This window comes from Enteroscipio rubneri (assembly GCF_963929405.1).
Lineage (GTDB): Bacteria > Actinomycetota > Coriobacteriia > Coriobacteriales > Eggerthellaceae > Enteroscipio > Enteroscipio rubneri.
This window is the reverse complement of record NZ_CAWVIN010000003.1, coordinates 706,271-730,515: the sequence shown is the minus strand read 5'-3', so window position 1 is coordinate 730,515 and position 24,245 is coordinate 706,271. Positions and strand designations below refer to the sequence as shown.

At 61.1% G+C, this 24,245-nt stretch carries 20 protein-coding genes and 1 tRNA gene; 17 read left to right on the top strand and 4 right to left on the bottom strand.

Going from position 1 to position 24,245, the window contains the following annotated elements; genetic code table 11:
- The first annotated feature begins 11 nt into the window (after window positions 1-11).
- The 17 genes from nikR (at window position 12) to ABGT83_RS10090 (ending at window position 18,993) form a co-directional block, all read left to right on the top strand.
- Entirely contained in the window at window positions 12-434 is a 423-nt protein-coding gene (gene nikR, locus ABGT83_RS10170; RefSeq protein ID WP_103265783.1) for a nickel-responsive transcriptional regulator NikR, read from the top strand.
- 114 nt (window positions 435-548) lie between these two features.
- Window positions 549-1,571 (top strand): hydrogenase expression/formation protein HypE, encoded by a 1,023-nt coding sequence (gene hypE, locus ABGT83_RS10165; RefSeq protein ID WP_346687395.1) that lies wholly within the window; start codon window positions 549-551, stop codon window positions 1,569-1,571.
- 157 nt (window positions 1,572-1,728) lie between these two features.
- Complete coding sequence (locus ABGT83_RS10160) at window positions 1,729-1,917, top strand: 4Fe-4S binding protein (protein ID WP_103265781.1); 189 nt, start codon at window positions 1,729-1,731, stop codon at window positions 1,915-1,917.
- A 419-nt stretch (window positions 1,918-2,336) separates the two neighbouring features.
- The gene (gene dnaK, locus ABGT83_RS10155; RefSeq protein WP_103265780.1) at window positions 2,337-4,253 is read left to right on the top strand and encodes a molecular chaperone DnaK; all 1,917 of its coding nucleotides are present in this window, start codon (window positions 2,337-2,339) and stop codon (window positions 4,251-4,253) included.
- A 5-nt stretch (window positions 4,254-4,258) separates the two neighbouring features.
- Window positions 4,259-5,029 (top strand): nucleotide exchange factor GrpE, encoded by a 771-nt coding sequence (locus ABGT83_RS10150; protein WP_346687393.1) that lies wholly within the window; start codon window positions 4,259-4,261, stop codon window positions 5,027-5,029.
- A 70-nt stretch (window positions 5,030-5,099) separates the two neighbouring features.
- A complete protein-coding gene (locus ABGT83_RS10145; protein ID WP_103265778.1) occupies window positions 5,100-6,059 on the top strand; it encodes a DnaJ C-terminal domain-containing protein in 960 nt (319 codons plus the stop codon).
- Window positions 6,059-6,451, top strand: a complete 393-nt coding sequence (locus tag ABGT83_RS10140; protein ID WP_103265777.1) for a heat shock protein transcriptional repressor HspR — start codon at window positions 6,059-6,061, stop codon at window positions 6,449-6,451. Before ABGT83_RS10145 ends, ABGT83_RS10140 begins: the two co-directional genes overlap by 1 nt.
- Before the next feature lie 191 nt (window positions 6,452-6,642).
- Window positions 6,643-9,303, top strand: a complete 2,661-nt coding sequence (gene clpB / locus ABGT83_RS10135; RefSeq protein ID WP_103265776.1) for an ATP-dependent chaperone ClpB — start codon at window positions 6,643-6,645, stop codon at window positions 9,301-9,303.
- 265 nt (window positions 9,304-9,568) lie between these two features.
- A complete protein-coding gene (locus tag ABGT83_RS10130) occupies window positions 9,569-10,507 on the top strand; it encodes a nitronate monooxygenase (RefSeq protein WP_103265775.1) in 939 nt (312 codons plus the stop codon).
- A gap of 186 nt (window positions 10,508-10,693) precedes the next feature.
- Entirely contained in the window at window positions 10,694-10,831 is a 138-nt protein-coding gene (locus ABGT83_RS10125) for a hypothetical protein (RefSeq protein WP_170042496.1), read from the top strand.
- A gap of 53 nt (window positions 10,832-10,884) precedes the next feature.
- On the top strand, window positions 10,885-12,402 hold the full coding sequence (locus ABGT83_RS10120; protein ID WP_346687389.1) for a TrkH family potassium uptake protein: 1,518 nt from the start codon (window positions 10,885-10,887) through the stop codon (window positions 12,400-12,402).
- On the top strand, window positions 12,399-13,019 hold the full coding sequence (locus ABGT83_RS10115; protein WP_103265773.1) for a hydrolase: 621 nt from the start codon (window positions 12,399-12,401) through the stop codon (window positions 13,017-13,019). The genes ABGT83_RS10120 and ABGT83_RS10115 overlap by 4 nt, the downstream gene beginning before the upstream one ends.
- Before the next feature lie 79 nt (window positions 13,020-13,098).
- A complete protein-coding gene (gene rsgA / locus ABGT83_RS10110) occupies window positions 13,099-14,103 on the top strand; it encodes a ribosome small subunit-dependent GTPase A (protein WP_346687387.1) in 1,005 nt (334 codons plus the stop codon).
- 271 nt (window positions 14,104-14,374) lie between these two features.
- On the top strand, window positions 14,375-14,953 hold the full coding sequence (locus ABGT83_RS10105) for a QueT transporter family protein (protein ID WP_103265771.1): 579 nt from the start codon (window positions 14,375-14,377) through the stop codon (window positions 14,951-14,953).
- 219 nt (window positions 14,954-15,172) lie between these two features.
- The gene (locus ABGT83_RS10100) at window positions 15,173-16,471 is read left to right on the top strand and encodes a glycosyltransferase family 2 protein (protein ID WP_103265770.1); all 1,299 of its coding nucleotides are present in this window, start codon (window positions 15,173-15,175) and stop codon (window positions 16,469-16,471) included.
- 177 nt (window positions 16,472-16,648) lie between these two features.
- Window positions 16,649-17,554 (top strand): sulfite exporter TauE/SafE family protein, encoded by a 906-nt coding sequence (locus ABGT83_RS10095; RefSeq protein WP_346687385.1) that lies wholly within the window; start codon window positions 16,649-16,651, stop codon window positions 17,552-17,554.
- Between the two features lie 113 nt (window positions 17,555-17,667).
- A complete protein-coding gene (locus ABGT83_RS10090) occupies window positions 17,668-18,993 on the top strand; it encodes a histidine kinase (RefSeq protein ID WP_346687383.1) in 1,326 nt (441 codons plus the stop codon).
- Window positions 18,994-19,445: 452 nt separating this feature from the next.
- Here ABGT83_RS10090 and ABGT83_RS10085 read toward each other — a convergent pair whose 3' ends face one another.
- From ABGT83_RS10085 to ABGT83_RS10070, 4 genes are all read right to left on the bottom strand, one after another.
- Window positions 19,446-20,030, bottom strand: a complete 585-nt coding sequence (locus tag ABGT83_RS10085; RefSeq protein WP_346687381.1) for a hypothetical protein — start codon at window positions 20,028-20,030, stop codon at window positions 19,446-19,448.
- An 838-nt stretch (window positions 20,031-20,868) separates the two neighbouring features.
- Window positions 20,869-20,944 (bottom strand) — tRNA-Thr (locus ABGT83_RS10080).
- Between the two features lie 187 nt (window positions 20,945-21,131).
- Window positions 21,132-22,406 carry an SLC13 family permease gene (locus tag ABGT83_RS10075; RefSeq protein WP_103265766.1) on the bottom strand — a complete coding sequence of 425 codons (1,275 nt, stop codon included), beginning with the start codon at window positions 22,404-22,406 and terminating at the stop codon, window positions 21,132-21,134.
- 246 nt (window positions 22,407-22,652) lie between these two features.
- A complete protein-coding gene (locus ABGT83_RS10070) occupies window positions 22,653-24,161 on the bottom strand; it encodes a polysaccharide deacetylase family protein (RefSeq protein WP_103265765.1) in 1,509 nt (502 codons plus the stop codon).
- Window positions 24,162-24,245: the final 84 nt, after the last annotated feature.

The window sequence follows — 24,245 nt, the reverse complement described above, 5'->3', positions numbered from 1 at the left end:
GGCAGCGGCACATGAGCAACGATCTCATGCGCTTTTCGGTTGCCATGCCCGAGGATCTGCTCATGAGGTTCGATAGGCTGGTGGCCCGCCGCGGGCTCGCGAAGAACCGCAGCGAAGTGGTGCGCGACCTCGTGCGCGACGCTCTGGTGGAAGACGAGTGCGCAACGCCGGGCACGGAGGTGGTCGGCACGCTCACCATCGTGTTCGACCATCACGCCAACGATCTGCAGGAAAAGCTGCATGCCATCCAGCATGAATACTTCGAATCCATCGTTTCGTCCATGCACGTGCACCTTGATGCCCACCATTGCCTCGAGGTCATCGTGCTGCGCGGGGAGACCGGCCTGGTGCAGGATATCGCCAACATTATTCTGGGAACCAAGGGCGTGAAGAACGGCCGCCTGGTCGTCACCACGACCGGACAGTACGCTTAGGGAGAAAGCCCTGACGACCTGATAGCCGTCAGGGCGAGGTTGCCGCTTCGCAGAACACGAATGTTTCACGTGAAACATTCGTTCGTTTCGGACGGTTAAAAGGCAAGGAGCTTTATGGATACCACAGTCATGCTCGGCCACGGTAGCGGCGGAACCATGATGAAAAGAATCATTGATGAAGTGTTTTTCGAGGCGTATGCCAGCGATGAGCTGCTGCGGGGCGATGATGCGGCGGTGCTGCCTGCGCCGGCCGAGTGCGAGCGGCTGGCGTTCTCCACTGACAGTTTTGTCGTGACGCCCCATTTCTTTCCCGGAGGCGACATCGGTCGGCTGGCTGTATGCGGCACCGTGAACGACGTGGCCACAAGCGGCGCCGTTCCCCGCTATCTGAGTTGCGGATTCGTCCTCGAAGAGGGATATCCCATCGAAGACCTCGAGCGCATCTGCGCTTCCATGGCCGCTTGCGCGCAAGAAGCGGGCGTGCGCCTGGTGACTGGCGATACGAAGGTAGTGAATCGCGGTCACGGCGACGGCGTCTTCATCAACACGAGCGGCATCGGCGTCTTGGCTCCCGGCGTCGAGCTGGGTGGCGCGCAGTGCCGCCCCGGCGACAAGGTGCTGGTCACCGGTACGCTCGGGGACCACGGTATCACGATCATGAGCTGCCGCGAGTCGTTGTCGTTCTCAGCCGACCTCGAAAGCGATGCAGCTCCGCTCAACCACCTTATCGCAGAGGTGCTGGCGGCGGCACCGCATACGCGCTGTTTCCGTGATCCCACGCGCGGCGGCCTGGCCTCCACGCTCAACGAGCTGGCCGCCCAGTCGGGCACCGACATCACCGTTGAGGAGGATGCCGTACCGGTGAAGCCGGCTGTGCTCGGCGCCTGCGAGATGTTGGGCTATGACCCGCTGCAGGTTGCAAACGAGGGCAAGATGGTGTGCGTCGTTTCCGCCGACGAAGCCGACGCGGCGCTTGCCGCTATGCACGCGAATCGATACGGCACGGACGCCGCTGTGATCGGCTCAGTGTCCAAGGCACAGCCCGAGCGCGGTCCGAAGGTGTTTTTGCGCACAGCGTTCGGCGGAACCCGTATCCTCGATATGCTCGTAGGGGAGCAGCTCCCGCGCATCTGCTGACGGCGGACTGCGGGTCATTGCCAATTTCTGCCGCCGCCTGAGAAATTCGCCATTTTTTCTTGCAATTGCAACGAAGCATGGTATCTTGCGGGCAGAACATTTTAGGGGAAGTTTTCCCGCGTTGCCGGGGATGCTTTCAGACGAGAAGGAGTTTGACATGGCTCACCCGGTTATTGAGGCCGATGAGTGCATCGGCTGTGGTATCTGCGTCGACGCGTGCCCGCAAGAAGTGCTCGAAGTTGTCGGCGGCGTCGCGGACGTTGTGAACGAAGACGCCTGCATCGCGTGCGGCGACTGCGTGGAAGAGTGCCCCATGGGCGCTATCCCCGAGGTCATCGAAGACTAGCTTCGCGAATCTGCTCGCGGTTTCAGAGCCCCGTCTCCTCAGCGCAGGAGGCGGGGCTCTTCTCATCTGGGGCATGGTATATCCCCCGGCGAGCGCCAAGACGGTCGCGCACGCTTCGAACGGAAAACGAGCGGGTGCGCATCGCGTAACGATCGCCCGGTGCGCCCTTGCTGCGGGCACTGCGGTCTATAGTTTTGTTCGTTGACAAAACTTACTTTACAAATTGGTAAAAAACTTGACAATGATTGACTTAGATTATATATTCCAAAACGTCGAAAGCAGGCTAAGTCCTTGAATCGCACCGTGCTGATTCGAGGGATTTCCCTTCGACCGCACGTCGCCGTAGGCGAAGCGAGCACACCGAACAGGCTGACGAACCCGAACAAGGCAACAGACTCCAACAGAGAGGAAGCAGCATAATGAGCAAGATACTTGGCATCGACTTGGGCACGACGAACTCCGCCATGGCCGTCATGGAGGGCTCCGAGCCCGAAATCCTCGTGAACGCGGAAGGCGACCGCACCACGCCGTCCGTCGAGGGCTTCCGTAAGGACGGCGAGCGCGTCGTCGGCAAAGCCGCGAAGAACCAGGCGGTCACGAACCCGGAGAATACCGTGTCCTCCGTGAAGCGCTTCATCGGCCGTTCGTTCGACGAGACGCCGGAAGAGCGCAAGACCGTCAGCTACAAGCTACAGAAGGGCAAGGACGGCCGCGCCGTCGTCGACATCGACGGCAAGGACTACACCCCGGAGGAGATCTCCGCCATGGTGCTCCAGAAGCTGAAGAACGACGCCGAAAAGCAGTTGGGCGCCCCTGTCACGCAGGCCGTCATCACGGTGCCCGCGTACTTCAACGACGCGCAGCGCCAGGCCACGAAGGATGCCGGCAAGATCGCGGGCCTCGAAGTGCTCCGCATCATCAACGAGCCAACGGCGGCTGCGCTTGCCTACGGCCTGGACAAGACGAATAAGGACGAGAAGATCCTCGTATTCGACCTGGGCGGCGGCACGTTCGACGTGTCCATCCTGGAGCTGGGCGACGGCGTGTTCGAGGTTGCGGCCACCGCCGGCGACAACCATCTGGGCGGCGACGATTGGGATCAGCGCATCATCGATTGGCTGGCCGACAAGTTCAAGGCCGACAACGGCATCGATCTGCGCCAGGATAAAATGGCTCTGCAGCGCTTGAAGGAAGCTGCCGAGAAGGCGAAGATGGAGCTGTCCTCCACGACGCAGGCCAACATCAACCTGCCGTTCATCACGGCCGACGCCTCCGGCCCGAAGCACCTCGACTACACGCTGACGCGCGCCGAGTTCGAGCGCATCACGAAGGATCTCCTCGACCGTTGCAAGAAGCCGGTCGAGCAGGCACTCAAGGATGCGGGCCTCAAAGCCGGCGACATCGACGAGGTCATCCTCGTAGGCGGTTCCACCCGCATGCCCGCCGTGCAGGATCTGGTCAAGAAACTTACCGGCAAAGAGCCGAACATGTCCGTGAACCCTGACGAGGTCGTGGCCATGGGCGCGGCCGTCCAGGGCGGCGTGCTGGCCGGCGACGTGGAGGGCATCCTGCTGCTCGACGTGACTCCGCTGTCGTTAGGCGTCGAGACGATGGGTGGCGTCATGACGAAGATGATCGACCGCAACACCACCATCCCCACCCGCAAGACGGAGATCTACTCCACCGCGGCCGACAACCAGACGTCCGTCGAGGTGCACGTGCTGCAGGGCGAGCGCCAGATGGCCCACGACAACAAGACGCTGGGCAAGTTCCAGCTGACTGGCATCCCGGCCGCGCGCCGCGGTGTGCCGCAAATCGAGGTCACGTTCGACATCGACGCGAACGGCATCGTGAACGTGTCGGCGAAGGACCTGGGCACCGGCAAGCAGCAGCAGATCACCATTTCCGGCTCCACCGCGCTGAACGACGACGAAGTCGAGCGCATGGTGAAGGACGCCGAGCTGCATGCCGAAGAGGACAAGAAGCGCAAGGAAGAGGTTGAGGTCCGCAACAACGCCGACGCGCTGGTGAACGCCACCGAGCAGACGCTCGCTGAAGTGGGCGACAAGGCGCCGTCCGATGTGAAGACCCAGGCCGAGGAAGCCATTGCCGAGGCCAAGAGCGCGCTCGAGGGTTCCGATCTGGATGCCATCAAGGCTGCGACCGAGAAGATGCAGCAGGCGGGCTACAAGCTGGCAGAGGTCGTGTACTCCACGCAGGGCGCGGATGCCGCCTCACAGGCTGCCGCCGCGGAGTCCACTCCGGCCGACGACACCATCGAAGCTGACTACGAGGTCGTCGAGGACGACGACGATAACAAGAAGGAAGGGAAGTAATCGCCATGGCCAAGCCGAGCACATCCTCGCCGGAGCGCGCGGCGCAAGGCGAAGGTAAGAAGATTCCCATCGAAGACGTGCACGGAGAGGCCGAGGCTGCTCAGCCCTCCAACCGGCAAACCGATCAGGGCGGCGGACACACCCCCTCCCCCGACGCCGCCGACGCCCCTTCGGCCGGCTCCTCCGAGCCGGCCCCGGGCGGCCCGGCCGGTACCGAGGCCGGTGCTGACGGCGCGGCGCCGCTGGAAGGCGAGCCCGTTGAGGATGCGGCGCGGTCGACCGATGAACAAGTCGTCCAGGCCCAGGCCGAGGCGCGGGAGTGGCAGGATAAGTTCATGCGCCTGCATGCCGAGTGGGACACGTATCGCCGGCGTACGGCCGAGCAGCGCGAAGCCGAGAAAGCCCGTGCGGCCGAGAAGCTGGTCACGAGCCTCCTGCCCGTGATCGACGATTTCGAGCGAACGATCGACTATGCCACGTCCAATGGTGAAACCGGTCTATTCGACGGTGTGCAGGCTGTACACTCGAAGCTCATCGACGTGCTGACGAAGGACGGCGTCGAGGTCATCAACCCGGCCGGCGAGGCGTTCGACGCGCTGGAAGCTCAGGCCGTCGCTACCGTCGATGACCCAAGCGTGCCCGACGAGACGGTGGCCGAGGTCTACCAGCGAGGGTACAAGATGGGAACAAAAGTCTTGCGACCTGCCATGGTAACCGTCACGACAGGCGGGCCAAAGCGGGAGAAACCGCAGGAAGAATCGGAAAACCAGAAGTAGTTACCAGAAGCGGGCAAGACTATGAGGACGGCCCGCTTCTGCTATCAGATAGAGTAAGGAGGTGGGGCGCATGGCGGCGACTCCCGATTACTACAAGACGCTCGGCGTTCCACGCACCGCAACGGCCGACGAGATAAAGAAGGCGTTCCGCAAGCTCGCGCGCACGCATCATCCTGACACGGGCGGCGACGAGGCGAAGTTCAAGGAGCTCAACGAAGCCTACGAGGTGCTTTCCGACGACAAGAAGCGCAAGCTCTACGATCAGTACGGCACCGCGAACGAGAACCAGGTTCCGCAGGGCTGGGGCGGCGGAGCGGTGCATGTCGAGGATATTTTCGGAGGCGGCGGAGGCGCTGGCTTCGGCAGCTGGGCCGACATCCTCGAAAGCATCCGGCACGGCGAAGGCGCGTTCGGTACCGAATGGGATTTTGGCGGCGGTGGAAGCGGCGGCTTCGGCGGCGGCGCTCGGCAGCCACGGCCTCGCAAAGGCCAGGATATGAACGTGACGCTCAACGTAACGTTCGAAGAGGCCTTTAAAGGCGCCGAGAAGCGCGTGACCGTGCGCGTGCCCGGGCGCAATGAGTCCGAGACTCTGACCGTGAAGATACCGGCCGGCGCCGTGGACGGCGGTCGTCTGCGCTTCAAGGGCAAGGGCGGCCCCGGCGAGAACGGCGGTGCAGCGGGAGATCTGCTCATCACGACGAAGATCGACGAGCATCCCTACTATCGCCGCAAGTCCGCCGACGTTCTCATGGACGTGCCGGTGAGCGTGGCCGAGGCCGCGCTGGGCGCAAGCATTGTTGTGCCGGCGCCCGACGGCACGAAGGTGCGCGTCAAGATTCCGAAGGGCACGCAGGATGATACGGTTCTTTCGATCAAGGGCAAGGGTGCTCCACAGGTGAAGGGCCAGGGCACGGGCGATCTGAAGATCACCGTCAAGGTGGTCGTGCCCACGGCTATGAACGAGGGCCAGAAAAAGGCCATGGAGGATTTCCTGTCAGCCACGACCCAGGACGTGAGGAGCTGGTGATGACCGACCGCAACGACCGCAACCGTCCGCTCTACATGATCAGCGTGGCCGCACAGTTGGCGGGCGTGCATCCGCAGACGCTGCGCGCCTACGAACAGAAAGGACTCGTGACGCCGCAACGCACGAGCGGCAACACGCGTATGTACTCGCAGGCCGACATCGAACGGCTCGAGCTCATCAACGAGCTTACGAGCGAAGGCATCAATCTGGCGGGCGTCATCCGCATTCTCGATTTGCAGGGAAGGCTGGACGAGCGCGACACCGAGCTCGACGATCTGCACAAGCGCGTACGCCGTCTGGCCGATCGCGTGCACGAGCTGGAGACGCGCGAAAGCGTGAACGCACTCGTGCGGGTGTCCGATGCCCCCTCCGTCCTGCGGCGGCTCCCCTAGCCTCGCAAGTGGCGCGGAAGAATTCGGCACGACCAGGCTTTCGCTGCGTTTGAACCGACGCTCGCGGGGTCTTCGACCGTGGCGATCGAGAAGTATCGGCGGCGCTTCGTCGAGCGGCGGTCCCGTACAGGCGGCGCGGTGTTTCACGTGAAACATAGAATGATCGATTCGATCATAAAGGAGGAACGTTTATGAACATGGGCAACTTGAACAAACTGGCTCTGAGCGCGCAGGAGGCTCTCCAGCAGACCATCACCATTGCCTCCGAATCTGAAGCGTCCCAAGCCGAGCCCATCCATATGCTGAAGGCCTTGCTTGAGTCGAAAGAGAACAACCTATCTGCCATTATCAAACGCATCGGAGCAGAGCCCTTCCAGCTGTTGGCCAACGTGGATGCGGAGATCCTCCGCATGCCCAAGGTGAGCGCGAGTGGCGGCATGATGATGAGCGGCGTGCCGGGCCCGGCACTTATGAACCTTATCGACAGCGCTGTGAAAATCGCAGAAAAGCTGGGCGACAGCTATGCCACGAGCGAGCATCTGCTCATCGCTTTGTCTGAGGAGAAGGATTCCGCCGGCAAGATCCTCAACGCCGCCGGCGTCACACGCAAGACCATCGAAGCGGCTTACGACGAGCTGCGCGGCGATACCCGCGTGACCGATCCGCAGAACAAGGTGCAGTTTGAGGCGCTCGAGCAGTACGGGCAGAACCTCACCCAGCAGGCACGCGAAGGCAAGCTCGACCCAGTCATCGGCCGCGCCGAGGAGATCCGCCGCACCATCCAGGTGCTCTCCCGTCGCACGAAAAACAACCCCGTGCTTATCGGCGAGCCCGGCACCGGAAAGACGGCTATCGTCGAAGGCTTGGCCCAGCGTATCGTGGCGGGCGACGTGCCGTCCAGTCTGAAGGATCGCGACATCATCTCGCTTGACCTGGGTGCCATGATGGCCGGAGCGAAGTACCGTGGCGAGTTCGAAGATCGCTTGAAGGCGGTGCTGCGCGAGGTCAAGCAGAGCGATGGCCGCATCATCCTGTTCATCGACGAGCTGCACACCATCGTGGGCGCTGGCTCCACCGGCGACAGCTCGCTCGACGCAGGCAACATGCTCAAGCCCGCGCTTGCCCGTGGCGAGCTGCACGCCATCGGCGCAACAACGCTCGACGAATACCGCAAGTACGTCGAAAAGGACGCCGCGCTCGAGCGCCGCTTCCAGCCGGTGCTGGTAAGCGAGCCCACGGTGGAGGACACCATCGCCATTCTGCGCGGCCTCAAGGAAAAGTACGAGATCCATCACGGCGTCCGCGTCACCGATGCCGCAATCGTAGCCGCAGCCGAGCTTTCGAACCGCTACATTTCCGATCGCTTCCTGCCCGACAAGGCCATCGACCTTATGGACGAGGCCGCCAGCCGGTTGCGCATAGAGATCGATTCCATGCCAGAGGAGGTGGATGCCGCCGAGCGCAAGCTCACGCAGATGCAGATCGAGGAGCAGGCGCTTATGAAGGAGAACGATGAAGCCTCGCAGGAACGCCTCGAAACGCTGCGCCGCGACATCGCCGCCGCCCAGGAGGATCTGGACAAGCGCAAGGCCGAATGGCAGAACGAGAAGGACGCTATCGAGAGCGTGCAAAACCTCAAATCCATTCTGGAGGGAGCACAGCTCGAAGAGGAGCGTGCCACGCGCGAAGGCGATCTCTCGAAAGCCTCGGAGCTTCGCTATGCCCGCATCCCCGAACTGCAGAGGCGTCTGCACGAGGCAGAAGAGGCGCTCAATGTGAAGCAGCAGGACGGCGCTATCCTCAAAGAGGAGGTGTCCGCCGATGAAATAGCCGAAGTCGTGTCCACGTGGACGGGCATTCCCGTGCAGAAGATGATGCAGGGAGAGATGGCTAAGCTCGTCGACCTTGAGGACAAGCTGCACGAACGCGTGGTAGGCCAAGACGAGGCCGTGTCGGCCGTTGCCGGCGCCATTCGTCGCAACCGCGCGGGGCTGTCCGATCCCGACCGCCCTATCGGCTCGTTCCTGTTCCTGGGTCCCACCGGCGTGGGCAAGACGGAGCTTGCGAAGGCGCTCGCCGAATACCTGTTCGACAGCGAGAAGGCCATGGTGCGCATCGACATGTCCGAGTACATGGAGAAGTTCAGCGTGCAGCGCCTTATCGGCGCACCCCCGGGATACGTGGGCTACGACGAGGGCGGCCAGCTGACCGAGGCCGTGCGTCGCAAGCCCTACTCGGTGATCCTGCTCGACGAGATCGAGAAGGCGCACCCGGACGTGTTCAACATCCTGCTGCAGGTGCTCGATGACGGCCGCCTGACCGACGGCCAGGGCCGCGTGGTGTCGTTCAAGAACGCTATCATCATCATGACGTCGAACGTGGGCTCGCAGTTCATTCGCGAGTTCGCCGAGCATGGCGACGAGAAGGCCATGAAGCAGGCCATCGACGGGGCCCTGCGCGCGACGTTCCGCCCCGAGTTCATCAACCGCATCGACGACGTGGTGGTGTTCAACGCGCTCAATATGACGAACATCGAGCCTATTGTCGATCTGCAGCTCGAAGAGGTGCGTGACCGCCTGGCTGACCGCCGCATCACGCTCGACGTGACGCCTGCGGCTATGGAGCACCTGTCCATTGACGGTTACGACCCCATCTTCGGCGCTCGCCCGCTCAAGCGTCTCATCCAGCGCGAGATTGTGGACCGCATTGCCCAGAAGGTGGTGGAGGGCCAGCTGCGCGACCGCAGCCACGTGCTCATCGACATCGATCAGGACGGCAATTACAGCTGCAGAGTGGAAGAGCCGCTCGATTTTGAAGGGCTGACGCTCGACGCTGAACCCGTGGAGAAGTAGGCGAAGCTCATATCGCGAAGCGCCGGGGGCCGCGAAAGCGGCCCCCGGCGCTTCCTTTCCCAGGCGTGCGGGCGTTGCTCCTTGTGCAGTCTCTGCCCCCATCGCTTCTTGCGGCTGCTCCTCTCGATGGCCGATGGATGCGGTCAATGGATGCGGGGGAAATCGCAATGGGATGGTGCGATTCGGCATAGGCGCGATGCGCTATCATGTGAAGTTCAGGCACTGCCAACGGAGCATGAATCAGCGTGCGAGAGGAGCTTCTGCTATGAAAACCGCTCTATGCGATGTGCTCGGAATCGAGTACCCCCTTATTCAAGGAGCCATGGCCCATATCAGCGACGGCGCGTTTGCTGGCACCGTGAGCGAAGCGGGTGCGCTCGGGGTGATCCAGTCGGGCTTTGATACGCCCGAGGTCGTGCGCGGGCAGATTGCGATAGCGCGGAGCAAGACAGACAAGCCTTTCGCGGTGAACCTCATCATGGAGTCGAAGTGCGTGGAGGACGTGGCGCGCGCCGTTATCGACGAGCGAGTTCCCGCCGTCACCGTGAGCGCCGGCAACCCGGCGAAGATCGTTCCGATGCTCGTGGAGGCCGGGATTACGACGATGTGTCTTGTGCCGCACGCACGCGCCGCCAAGAAGATGCAGGATTTGGGCGCGTCTGCCATCGTCGCCGAAGGCATCGAGGGCGGCGGCCATATCGGCAAGCAGACGACGATGCCCATGGTGCGCCAGATTGCCGAAGCAGTGGACATTCCCGTTATCGCCGCCGGGGGCATCGCCGACGGACGGGGCTTCGTGGCGGCACTTGCACTGGGCGCGGTAGGCGTGCAGATGGGCACCGCGTTTCTCGTGGCCGAGGAGTGCCCGGTGGACGAAGCCTACAAGCAGCTGATCATCGATGCTGACGACGCGTCCACAACGCTGACCGGCGAACCTGGCAAGAAGCAGGTGCGTTGTCTGCAGAATCCGTTTACGCGCGGGTACTGGGAGCTGTACGATCGGGGCGCCTCCAGCGAAGAGCTCGATGCGTACTGCACGGGATCGATCGGCCGCGCGAAGGCGGGCGATATAGAGCGTGGAGCGTTCTCGGCCGGCATGATTTCGGGCCTGATCAAAGAGAAGAAGCCCGTGGCCGCCATCGTCCGCGACGTCATGGCGCAGGCCGATGCCACGATGGAGGAACTGAAACGTCTGTACGGATAATGGCCGATAGGGCGACAGCGCCCGGCATGGAGCCGATGGAGCGCCGTGCCGAGCGGCACGGCGGCGGGTGCGCCGCCCAAAGAACGGGGCGTCCGGCGCAGGTCGGGCGCCCCGTTTCCTGCGCGTGCTTTGTGTTGCCGCATAACGGTTGTGTTGCGCGGCGTCCGTTTGTACTAGAATACCCGCATGCGTAAAAGAAAGCAGGATATCCGCCAGGTCGTCGAGACGCCACTGCTGGGCTACAGCGTCCTGGTGCTGGCGCTCACATGCTTTTTGCTGCTGCTTGCCGCGCTCATCATCCTGACGAGGGTTGTGGTTAGCTGATGGCGCGTATCATCGAAATATCGTTTCATGCGGGATGCTGGTAGGGCGCTCGCATGTGGCAACGATTCTCTTTGTACGACGTTCGCGTCATCGGGCATTATCTGGGAGTGCTCGCGCTTTTTTCCTCGCTCGCTCTGCTGGTCCCGTTCGTGACGGCGCTCGCATGCGGTGAATGGGAGCCGGCGAGCCGCTATCTGTTGACGATCGGCATTGCGGTCATCGTGGGCTCGGGTCTGCGGTTTCTGCGCATCGATCCGGGCCGCCTCAACCGCCAGCAGGCGCTCGCCGTTACCGGCTTCGCATGGATCGCCCTGGCATTTATCGCCACCGTGCCGCTGCATCTGTCGGGCCACTATGCAAGCTATCTCGACGCGTTGTTCGATGGCGTGTCGGGCTTGACCACGACCGGGGCTAGCCTCGTGCAGGATCTCGACCACCTCTCCAATGCCGATAACATGTGGCGTTTCATGATGCACCTGCTCGGAGGTCTGGGGCTCATCGTCGTGGCGCTTTCATTCGGGCTGTTTGGCAGGGGCGCGAGCGCGCTGTATGCGTCGGAGGGCCGCAGTGAGCACGTAGTGCCCAACGTGGTGCAGACCACGCGGCTCATCGCCAAGATCGCCATGGTCATCACGTTCATCGCCACGATCGTACTCACCGGCCTTTGCGTCTTCATGGGCATGGAGCCGCTGCGTGCGTTTTTGCATGCGCTCTGGATAGCGATCTCGGGATTTATGACGGGCGGCTTCGCTCCGATGAGCCAGAGCATTATGTACTATCATTCGTTTCCCATCGAGCTTTTGCTCATGCTGCTCATGCTGCTGGGCTCCATCAACTTCGTGCTGCATTCCGAGGTGTGGAAGGGACGCGTCGCCGTGTTCTTTCGCGATCTTGAGACGCGCACGATGGTGCTATGGCTGGGCGTTATGGCCTGCGTGATTGCCGCGTCGTTGAGCGCGAGCGCCGAGTTTTCGGATCTGCCGGCCATGCTGAGGCGCGGCTTGTTCATGGTGGTTTCGGCGTTTTCGACCACGGGCTTTCAAAACATCACCTCAAATCAGATGACAACCGTTTTGTCGTCCGGGGCGTTTCTGGTCATTGCCGTGCTCATGGCGGTGGGCGGCAGCGGAGGGTCCACCACGGGCGGTATCAAGTTCAGGCGTATCGGCATTATCATGAAGTCGGTCGTCGCTGCCATCAAAGAGGCTCTCGCGCCCGATTCGGCGCGCGTCGTGGTGTCGTACAACCATGTCGGTCGTCGCGTGCTCGCGCCCGACGTTGTGAAAGAAGCGATGATGGTGTTCATCCTATACGTGGTGACGTACGCCATCGGTGCGCTCGTGGGTATCGCGCACGGTTACGAAGCGACGCAGGCCATCTTCGAATCGGTGGCCATGGCGAGCAACGGCGGTTTGTCGTCGGGCCTCATCTCGCCGGGTATGCCCCCCACGCTGGAGCTCTTCTATATTCTGCAGATGTGGGCGGGCCGCCTTGAGTTCGTCACGCTTTTGGCGCTCGTCGTGGAGATCGTCGTCTCGCTCAACCCGCGAAGGCTGATGCAGCGCTCATGAGGGCGGCGTATTCGACAAAGCTGCGCACATCGCGTCGCATCGCATGCGCGTTGGTGGCGCTCGCCGCGGCGCTGTGGGCGTGTGCGCCCGCGCTCGCTTTTGCGGACGAGGGTCCCAGCGCGGAGGGCGACGACGGCAACACGGTCAACACCCAGCAGCTTCCCGACAGCTCGTTCATCTACGATACGTCCATCGTCGATCTGGGTACGGCAGATACCTATTACGACAATCAGACCGTACAGGTTGTGGGCGAGGTTGTGGGGGATAGCATTCGCGCCGGTTTGAGCGGCGGCCATCGCTGGATCACGCTTGCGGCGCCCGCAGGAGCCGCGACGCTGTCGGTGTACATGTCGAGCGAATCAGCCGCGAAGATCGACACGTACGGAAAGTACGGCACCACGGGCACAACCCTTCAGGTGCGCGGGACGTTTCATCTCGTGTGTCCCGATCACGACGGAGTGAGCGATCTTCACGCCGAGGTGGTTTCCGTCGTAGAGCCGGGATCGCACCATGAGGACGAGTTCGAGTTCGACCGGTTCATTCCGGGTGCCGTCACGGTTGTCATCGGATTGGCCATGATGGCAGTCTTCTATTGGATACGGGAGCGGAGGCGCTGACGTCCGTGGAAACCGGCCGAAGCGGTGCCCGTGCCCTTGGGCCCGCAGCCGAATCGGCGGAGAAGCAGAAGGAGGACGCTTGCAGAAGGGTCAGGTTGTGAAGCTGGATCGCGGGTATCCGCTCGTGCGCATGGAGGATGGGAGACTCGTCCGATGCGAGCAGGCGGCCGCTCTGTTGAAGGGTTCGCAGGTACGCGCTGTCGTCGGGGATGTTGTCGAGGCCACCGTGCCCGATGGACACGACAAGGGCATCATCGAATCCATCGCACCTCGTTCGCGCGCGTTCGTGCGCAAGGATCCTACCGAGCGGGCGGTTCCCCAGGTGCTGGCTGCGAACTTCGATCGTGTGATCGTGGCTCAGCCGTTGGCCGACGTGAACGTCAGGCGGCTTGAGCGCGAACTCGTGCTGGCATACGAGACGGGGGCGACGGTTACCGTGGTGCTCACGAAAGCCGACCTCGCCGAAAGCGAGGAGCATGTGGCCGAAGTGCGCGAGCGCGTGAGCGCTCTCGTGGGGTCCGACGTGCAGACCCTCGTCGTCTCCGAAAACGACTTGTCGAGCGTGGAGGCCGTCCGTGCGCTCGTGCCGCCGAACACGACGGCGGTCCTCATCGGCAAGAGCGGGGTGGGCAAGTCGAGTATGGTGAACATGCTGGTGGGCGAAGATATACAGGATACCACGCCTGTCCGCAATCGCGACGGCAAGGGCCGCCATACCACCGTGAGCCGCGAGATGGTCGCTATCCCGCAGGGCGGTTGGATTGTCGACATGCCGGGCGTGCGCGGTCTGGGGATGTGGGAGGCCGATGCGGGCATCGGCGCAGCGTTCGCCGATGTGGAGGCTTTGGCCGAGCGCTGCCGCTTCCGGGACTGTCGGCACGAGAACGAGCCGGGCTGCGCCGTGCGGGCTGCGGTCGAGGCGGGAAGCATTGCGCCCGAGCGGATCGCTTCGTACCGCGTTCTTAAACAAGAGACGGAGGAAGTGCGCGAACGCCGCGAGGAGGCGCGTCGGATGCGCGGCGAGAAGGCGAGCGACGTCCGTAAGAAGCCCATCCGCAAGGGCAAGCCCCGTCGGAAACGGTGATGCGGAAACGTCGTCGTTCCGGACGCGTATCTGCTATACTTGCGAGCGGCTTCGATCATGTTCCGACGAGCGAAGCTTCGCGTTTGCACCGTTGGGCCCTGCATACGCGACATAATCGTTGCCCATAGCCCGCGGTGAAGCCGCGTGGACGCACGGCGGTATCGCAAAAATCCGGCGCACCTGGCGTTCGGGTTTGCGTGGCTACGGAAAGCCGCGCCGCTAATCGCCCTCCGTCTCCGCCCTTCGGCTGCGTGGAGACAAGGAGCTCTGTATGAACGCGCACACGAACAAGAAGACGGCTTATGTCGCCCAAGCGGGCATGATCGCCGCGGTGTATGCGGCTGCGACCCTCGTGACGTTGCTGTTGCTGCAAGGGCTGGCCTGGGGCCCTGTGCAGTTCCGCTTATCCGAGGCCGTGTGCGTTCTGGCCGTACTCACGCCGGCTGCCGTTCCCGGTCTCACCATCGGGTGCGCCATTGCGAACCTGATCGCGCTCGCCATCAACGGTACCGGCGCACTCGGCTTGCTCGACGTGGCGTTTGGCAGCTTGGCGACGTTTCTCGGCGCGCTGTGGTGCTGGAAGCTGCGCGACCGTCCGAAACTCGCGCTGCTCGGGCCGGTGATCGCCAATGCGCTCATCGTGCCCGCCTACCTTCCCCTCCTTCTGCAAGGCCTTGGCTACTACACCATTCCGTTCACATCTGTTGCGCTCGATGGGCTGTACCTGCCCATGTACCTGTTTGGCGTCGTGTCCACGGGCATCGGGGAAGCGCTCGTCATGTACGCGCTCGGGCTGCCCTTGCTTTCGGCGCTCAGACGCTCGGGGGTTGTCCAGCAAGCAGCCGCATAACCGCGCGTCGGTGCGGCGCAGGGCCATCGATAGCGCGTGGATCAACCTGGCGTTAAGGATGCATGCCGCGCGTTGCCGTCACTTCACTGTTTCGGTGAAGCGTATGCTCCCCGTTTGACAAACCGCTACAATGCTTAAGTTAGCCTTAACAGTGCCTTGCGGGAATGTGCAGGGCGTCTGAACTGGGCGCGGATCTATTGGCCGACACGAAGGACGGGCATGAACCCAGTTATCGTCGTTCCGACGTTCGTTTCCTCTCGCCGCCGCAAGGACGGCGGCGGCGTGACCACCACCTACGACCACATGACGCCGATTTCGCAGTCCGGGGAGCTTTCCCGCTTATTCACGTCGTTGCAGAAGGTGCGCGGTATCGGACAGATCATCGTGCTCGTGGTCAGCGAGCCCTCTATCGAGGTGCAGGCGGCCGAGAAGATCCAGTCCATCGCTTCGGGTTACCCGTCGCTCAATATCGCCGTCATCGGCGCGCCGGAGTTCGCGCTCGTCCAGCAGCGCATGGAGCAGCTGGGGCTTGGCAAGCTGTCGAAGGAAATCGGTCTGTCCGGCTATGGTGCCGTGCGCAATCTCGGCCTCGTCATGGCCGACGTGCTCGGCTTCGACTCCGTGGTGTTTCTGGACGACGACGAGGTGGTCGATGACGCCGACTTCCTACAGAAGGCCATGTACGGTCTGGGCAAGCTCACGAAGAAGGGTATCCCCATTCTGGCCAAGACGGGCTTCTACTTCAACTCCGATGGCACGTACCTTTCGAAAAGCCAGGACAAGTGGTACAACCATTTCTGGCAGCAGGGCAAGGCATTCAACAAGATGATGGCGAGGGCCATGCACGGTCCTCGCCTGTCCCGCTCGAACCACGTGTGCGGAGGTTGCCTGGCACTGCATAAGGAGGCGTTCAAGCGCCTATCGTTCGACCCGTGGATCGCGCGCGGCGAGGATCTCGACTACATGCTTGACTTACGCATGTACGGCTCGGATATCTGGCTGGACAACCAATGGAGCTTGCGGCATCTGCCTCCGGAAACGGAAAGCGAGGGCACGCGGTTCCGTCAAGACATTTTCCGTTGGCTCTACGAGTTTCGCAAGATGGAGTACAGTCGCACGCAGATAGATCTTATGCAGGTGAAGCCGTCCTCGCTCGAGCCGTATCCGGGGCCGTTTTTGGAGCCGGGTATCACAAGGCGTATCAGGCTGACGGCGTTTTTGCGCAGCCTCGCGCGCCCCGACAAGCGGGCGTACCGCAAAGCGGCGAAGGCCGCGACCGGCGAGGCGACCACATATGCGCAGCGAAACTGCTCGAAGTACTTCGAGTTCCAGTTCGTGTGGCCTGAACTTATGGCGCGCATGGAGAACGACCAGATTCTGCGCACGGCGCTCATCCAGTCTGCTGCACAGCGGCAGGTTAACATCGATCCGGGCCGTGCGGTCCCGCCGCAACCGGCGAGGCCGGCGGGTATCGATCCCGGCGTGACAAGCGAAATCCGCCTGAATATCGCCGAGTAATGCGAGTATGAGGACGTGGCCGCTGGGCACCTCCCTGCGTCGTGCTGCCGCATGATAACGCGTGCGTGACGCTTCCGGGTTGAACCAGCGTCATGCGGCTGACGGCTTCGGTTTTCGCTACACTGGGTCCGCTGAGAACAGCGCCCACGGTTCGCCTCGGGAGGAGCAGACTTCGACATGGAACCTATCGTGCAGTTCGTCATACCGGCACTCGTTGGCCTTTTCATCGGTGTGTTGTCCGGGCTGCTCGGCATCGGCGGAGGTACGGTCATGGTTCCGGTGTTTCGCCTCCTGTTCGATATGAGCGCTATCATGTCCACAGCCACGTCTCTGTTCGCCATCATTCCCACCTCCATTTCAGGTGCGCTATCGCACGTAAGGCACAAGACGTGCATACCGTCGCTTGGCATTGCCGCCGGCATCGGCGGCGCGCTTACGTCCCCGGTGGGTGTGTGGCTGGCAACGCTTTCGCCAGCGTGGCTAATCATGGTGGTTGCTGCGCTCATCATCGGATGGTCTGCCGTGAAGATGCTCAGCAAGGCTATCAAGATGAAACCGGCGCAACCAGAGCCGGCGACTTCCTTCGCGCAGGCTGCGGGCGTGACGTCAGGAGGGGCCCCCTCTGCTGATTCGCGATTGCATGAGACCAGCCGGACATCAGGCGCTGCATCGGCTTCGAACATGGAGCTCCCCTCAGGGAAACTCACGCGGAACCAGCTGCTCATCGGCGTCGCTATCGGGCTGGGCGCGGGCGTGGCATCGGGCTACGTCGGCGTGGGCGGCGGGTTCATCATGGTGCCGCTCATGCTGTCGCTTGTGGGCATATCGATGCGGCAGGCTTCCGGCACGTCGCTCATCGCCGTGATGATCCTCGCTATTCCAGGCGTCATCGAGCAGGCCCTGCTGGGCAATATCAATTACCTGGCCGGCATCGCGATCTCCATCGGATCGATCCCCGGCGCAATTATCGGCGCGCGCCTTGTGCATCGCGTACCCGAGCGCACGCTGCGCTTCATTTTCGGAGGCTTCCTGATTGTGGCCGCCGCCCTCCTCGTACTCAACGAATTCGGTATACTGGGCTAGACGCGCATACATCACGCGGCCCTTTACGGTTGCGTGGGGATGTTCTGCGCGTGCCCAGATGAATCGCGTCGCCTGCGTCGTGCGCGGGGCGGCGGTGTATCGCAGGAGGAAGCATGGAGGAGGAGAACGAAAAGGAGCATCCCTCGCGTCTGTTCACGCTCGAGATGCTCATGTTCACCATCGCAGTGATCTCGGGCATGGTGCTGCTATACAGCCTTGTCACGCGGGAGATCAACATCTTCGTACTGTTTGCAGCTGGGTTGTCGTTCACGCTGTCCATCGTCATGGTCATTCGTCTGCTCATGGATCCCGACTCCGTGCGAGCTCGTCAGTCCGATGCGATGCTCAAGCTTGCCAGTCAAACCCTTGCGTACATGAGCGACGGTTTGGATCGTGAAGCCGCCCAGAAGATTTGCGGCTTGCTGCTCCCCTCAACGGCCGCCATTGCTGTGGCCATCACCGATAAGGAGCAGATACTCGCATATTCTGGATACGAGGCGGCGGCGAATCCCTCCGGCAGCATGATCCGAACGCTCGCCACCCATGCGACGCTGAATGACGGGATGATGCGCATCCTGTTCACGCCTGAGGAAATCGGGTTTTCCGACGATACGACCAACATTCGGGCGGCCATCATTGTGCCGCTCAAAATTGGGAAGAACGTCGAAGGCACGCTCAAGTTTTACTACCGCCGCGCAAAGCATATCAGCGAAACGCAGAAGTCCATCGCCGAGGGCTTCGGCAAGCTGTTGTCCACCCAGATGGCCGCCGCGGCGCTCGAAGAGCAGACGAAGCTGGCCACCAGTATGGAACTCAAGATGCTTCAGAGTCAGATCAATCCGCATTTCCTGTTCAACACCATCAACACCATAGCCTCGCTGATCCGCACCGATCCCGAAACAGCGCGCACGTTGCTGCGAGAATTTGCCGTGTTCTACCGACGGACTCTCGAGGATTCGGCCGACCTTATCGTCTTTGCGCGTGAAATCGAGCAGACGCAGCGCTACTTCACGTTCGAAGTCGCGCGTTTCGGGGCGGAACGGGTCGCCATGCAGGTGGATATCGACGCAGAAGTAGAGGATATGCTCGTGCCGCCGTTTCTTATCCAGCCGCTTGTCGAGAATGCTGTGCGGCATGCCATGCCTTCCGAAGGGCGACTCACCGTTACCGTGACAGGGCGCATCGAAGGGAACGATGTGGTGGTGAGCGTGGCTGACGACGGCGTGGGGATGACGGAGGAAGCTCGGCAGAACATCCTGCACCCCGAGTCCTCCACCGGCCTGGGCATCGCGGTCAAGAACGTGCACGACCGCATCCACGGCTACTTCGGATCGAGCGCTCATATGGACGTCGAAAGCGAGTTGGGACGAGGAACCTGCGTCAGACTCGTGCTCACAGGCGGCGCTGTGAATCCGACCGAGGAGCCTGCGAACCATTGATCGGCTGCCAGCGCGCACGTTGCACACTGGGCGCTTTCCGCATCGCAAGGCTTACCGGTTTCTGTGCCATATCGAGCGCGCGCCCTGCGTTCCGAAGGTGCAGGGATGTACAGGCAGAACAGGTCGCCGGCTGCGAAACCAACCGACGGCCTGCAATGTCCGACGGTGCCCTACGACATGGAACGATGTCAAGGAAGAGCTTTCCGGGTGTACGATCTCCTGTGAGTAGGTGAAATAATTAATATGATCAGGCAAGATGCAGCAAATGCTGCTGAGGTTGGACTGCCGTAGAGAACTTGAGCGTAGACGGATGAGAGTCTGCGAGGGTCGATTGAATAACCGAGTGGCAAGAGGTTGCAACCATTTCGCCGTGTCGATGCCGACGAAGCTGTCAGAAGGGCGATGCTGGTGGAGGATCGGTGCGCCGCTCGCCCCGAGCAGAGGTGCCGACGCTATCGAATAAAAAAGTCCTTGGATGGATTGAGCTCAGTGACAAGTTGATTATTTGCGTCCGCAAATAAGGATTTGGTTTTATGGTAGTCGCTGAATTTCATCTTAAACCATTCCTCTGGGTTTACTGTTTCGCCCGTGACATCCATTCGAAGCTGCGAGGCTAACAACACGTAATAGCAGATCAGCCTGTGTGCATTTACTGACACGATGCTATTCATATTGGCTTGATAGTTTTCGCTTTGCATGGAAGACAGGATATGAAGTGAAGAGGGTGAGCCATATGCGTAGACCTTGAAATAAAGGTTATTCTGTTTTTCAAGGAGCTTCGTATCGGGAAAGCTGTGCTTCTTATTCTTCCCAGAGTCAATCATATCCTGCATCAGTACCAGTGCATCGTAAGGAGCGCTAGCCATTAGTTCTAGCCGCTTGTCGCTGCGCTGCTTTAATAGCTCGTTTTGAAATTCCTTTTCAGTTAGAGCTAGTCCGTCTTTGAGGTTCTTTCTCGACATAAAATAGGTCACTAAAAAACCGACTATGCTGACGAGCGAAGGTACGACTATTCCTGCCCATTCCTGCATGCCCATCTTTGAAACCTACTTTCTTCAACATGTTTTATCAACGCTTGTTACTTTTTGCTTTGAAGTTAGCAATTTTTGATTTTCATTCCCCATGCTCGGACGATTGGGCGCGATCCTTCCGCAAACAGCACACTATCCGCTCACTGTGGGATAGACCCCTCACCGTGCGCTACAATGGGCGCGGTGCTTCGCCGCATCCTGCCGGACGGCATCTCCGAGAGGGGGTGTTTGCCATGGACAGTCAAACCGTGATCGCTGTGTGCGCATTGCTGGCTTTGATGGTTGCCATCGCCGACCTGGCGAGGAAGGAGTAGGGCGAACGGTGTTGGGCATGAAGAAGGCCGGGTTACCCTGAACAAGTCCCCGGCCTAGCTGAGTAACCGATGCCGCCCGACTAGGCGGGGCACCACCGATTGGCTTGATTGTAGCACATCCGCATCAGTGGTGCTGGGCATCCTTGCGCCCGCTGCGACATTCCACGGGATTCCCAAGCTCAACAAAACCCAACAGGCGCGATAGAAATCCCTCATCCTCGCGGTGAGGGTCGGGCTTGCCACGGGCATGCGCTTAGGCGAAGTGGTGGGGCTATGTTGGAGGAGTGTTGACCTGAACCAGCCGTGTATCCACGCCGTTCAGCAGCGCAGCACTTACGGCGAGATAAAGCCGCCGAAGGGCCGTTGTAAGAAGCGCACCGTGTTCATCGATGCGGCCACCGCCACGTATCATAGAGGTGAAAACAGCCTAGTCTTTGTCCGTTGTGCCCCGGTTGTGTCCTAGAGGTGGTTTTGGCGCGCATATAAAGAAACAGGCCAGCCAAGTTTCCCTAGCTGACCTGCACTTTTTCTGGAGCCAACGAGCGGATTCGAACCGCTGACCTACGCATTACGAGTGCGTTGCTCTACCAGCTGAGCCACGTTGGCATACGGCTTCAATGCGAAGCGCGAGAATGAAGTATACCTAAACCATGTTTTGCCTGCAAGGGGTTTTGAACGAAACGAACGAAACGCATCGGATTGAGGTCGATTGGTCGATGGTCGACCGCACGCAGGCCGGGCGTTTGGCCAGGCCTGCGTGCGGTCTGCGGTCCGATTGAGAAGCTCGGTTTCGCTACATCGGCGGGAACCTGAGAATCAGGTACAGCCCGGCGATGACCACGGTCAGCATCATGATGGGGAAGCCGACTTTGAGGAAGCTGATAAATGTGATCTCGTGGCCGTTTTTCTTGCTGATGTCGCTCAGCACCACGTTCGCGCTCGCACCGATGATCGTGCCGTTGCCACCCAAGCATGCGCCAAGCGAAACAGCCCACCACAGAGGCGTGACGTCCATGCCGGTGGACTCCATGGCCAGCAGGATGGGAATCATCGTGGCCACGAAGGGGATGTTGTCCAGGAAGCTCGATATCACGGCCGAGCCCACCAGAAGTACGAGCATCGTGATGAACACGTTGCCGCCGGTCACGTCGATGAGCGCATAGGCCAGCATCTCGATCACACCGGTTTCAGAGAGCGCGCCCACGATGATGAACAGGCCGGCGAAGAAGGCGAGCGTGGTCCACTCGACCTGCGAAAGTGCATGTTCGATCTTCTCGCCCGAGATGAGCAGGAGAATGCCCGCAGCGCCCAGGGCGATAACGCTCGACTCGAGTCCGAGTGCTCCATGCGCCATAAAGCCAATCACGACAAGCCCCACCATAACAACGCTCTGTTTGAGCAGACGATGATTCTTGATCTGCGCATGTTCGTCCAGCTCCATGACGCGTTTCTTGTGCTCGTCGTTCACGTTCAATTTGCGCCCATACAAGAAGTAGAACACGACGAGGATCGCGGCGAGGATGATGACGACTGCTGGTGCGTCGTACATGATGAAGTCGAGGAACGTGAATCCGGCAGCCGAGCCGATCATGATGTTCGGCGGATCGCCGATGAGCGTCGCCGTGCCGCCGATGTTCGATGCCAAGATCTCGGTCATGAAGAACGGGATGGGATTGATGTCGAGCATCTTGCAGACGGTGATCGTCATTGGCCCGATGAGCAGCACGGTGGTCACGTTGTCGAGAAACGCCGATAGGACTGCCGTGAGCAGAACGAACAGCATCATGATCTTCCACGGGTCGCCCTTTGCAAGTCGAGCGCACTTGACGGCGAGAAACTCGAAGACGCCCGACAACTTCACGACGGAGACGAACAGCATCATGCCGAACAGCACACCGAGCGTATTGAAGTCGATATGCTCCATGGCCTGATCGAACGACAGGATATGAAGCGCCAGCAAAAGGAAGGCTCCGACGATCGCGGCGAGTGCGCGATGGAGCTTCTCCGTCATAATGGCCGCGAAGGTGATAACGAATATGCCTATTGAAATGATTTGGCTAGCATCCACTGCTGATCACCTTCTGCGAGCCCGATTGCATGCTCATTGTTGCAGTCCCCCTGCCTCGGTTTCTCAAATGGTTTCTCGGTGACCTTATTGTAGGTTTCTGATCAACTACGTGCCGGAGGAATCATTCGATCTTCCATCGTTAGTTTCTATGGATCGATAGATTCAGAAAATAGAACGACCCGCAGAATCGATCGTTCTGCGGGTCGTCGCGGTATCAGGTAAGAGCGGCCACGGCGGCAGACGCGGCTAGGCCAGCGGATACTCCATAAGCTCGTCGATGGTAATGAACCGGTACCCCTTCTCCTTGAGATAGGGCAGGGCCTGCCGTAGCGCTTCCACGGTCTGGGAGCGGTTGCCGCCTCCGTCGTGCATCAGAAGGATGGCTCCGGGCCGGGCGCTCTTCATTTGCTCGGCGATGGCATCCGCTCCGGGTCGTTTCCAGTCGGTAGTATCGATGTTCCACCCTATTTCGGCGCTGATGTAAGGTTTCAAATTGCGAATGACCTCGGTGCCGAAGTTCCCGCCGGGCGTGCGGATGACGGTGCTCGCTTTTGCGCCCGTCGCCTCTTCGATGGCGGCGTAGCCTTTCTCGATCTCGGCCACCTGCTCTTCGGGCGTCATGAATCCAAGGTTGACGCCCTGGCCGCTTCCGTCTGCGTGGTCGAAGCTGTGCGTGCACACCTGGTGCCCTTCGGCCACGGCGCGTTTGACGTGGTCTACGCCGGCGCCGGCGATGCGGTCGCCAACGGTGAAGAACGTCGCCTTGGCCCCATTCTCTTTGAGAATGTCGAGAATCTGCTCGGTATACTCCTCCCAGGGACCGTCGTCGAATGTGAGCGCAATGACCTTGTCGTCGCCGACATCGGGTTCCACCTTGCGGCAGACGATGTCCGAAGGCTCCTTGGTGATCTGCTCGGCTACGAGGCCCGATAGTTTCCCGGTTTTTGTCGCCTTTACGCCATCGGTCCCGTCGCCTTCGATGATGTGGATGGCGCCCGTCCCCTCTTCGCGCACTTCAAAGGGCACGGCCTCCTCGACGGCGTCCGAGGGCTCTTCGATCGGGTTGCCGTTGCCGATCTCGACAACGTCGCCGGCGGAGAGTTTGGCTGCGGAGTCGGTGGTCGCTTCGCCGTTGATGGTCGCATGGAACGGTTCGCCCTGGCCGGCCTCCAACACGCTGCCGTCAACAGCCACCAAATCGCCGGCGAGGGGCCGTATGCCGCTCTTGCGTAGAACGTCGGCGATGGTCTTGTCGCCATCGACTTCGAATTCGTTGCCGTTAAGCGTGATGGCGATGGGCAGGTTCTGCACGTACAGGAAGCCTCCGACCGCGATGACCGCGACTACGCCCAGCGCGAGCGCGATCCCTGCGATGCGACGACCCACCGGGACCTTCGGTTTCTGGGCGATGCGCTTGTAGCGCTCGTGATCCTGGTAAGGCGACCGCTGCCCGGGATTCGTCGCACTGCGTTGATGGGTTTGGCGGTACCGCTCGTTCGCGATTTGCTGCTGATAGGCAGCATTCTGAACATGGGCGACGCGCGGCGTTGACCCTGTGGCCGGACGCGCAGCCGGATGAGCAGGTACGTTTCGTCCAGGAATAGTTCCAGGATGCGGCTGCGCAGAAGATCCTACGTGGTTGCGGTTTGCATTTGGACTTGCCTGCGGCACCGGATCGGATCCTTCGGTTCGGCCGGATCTCGGGTCGCCACCTTCCAGCGGCGAGGGAATGCCGCCCAGTCTGGTATCTGTCATGTTCTCCCCATTGCTGCGTCGTACATCGCGTTGCGCGCGATCGTGGTGTGTTTCGTGAGATGACTCGAATATAGTATCACTATA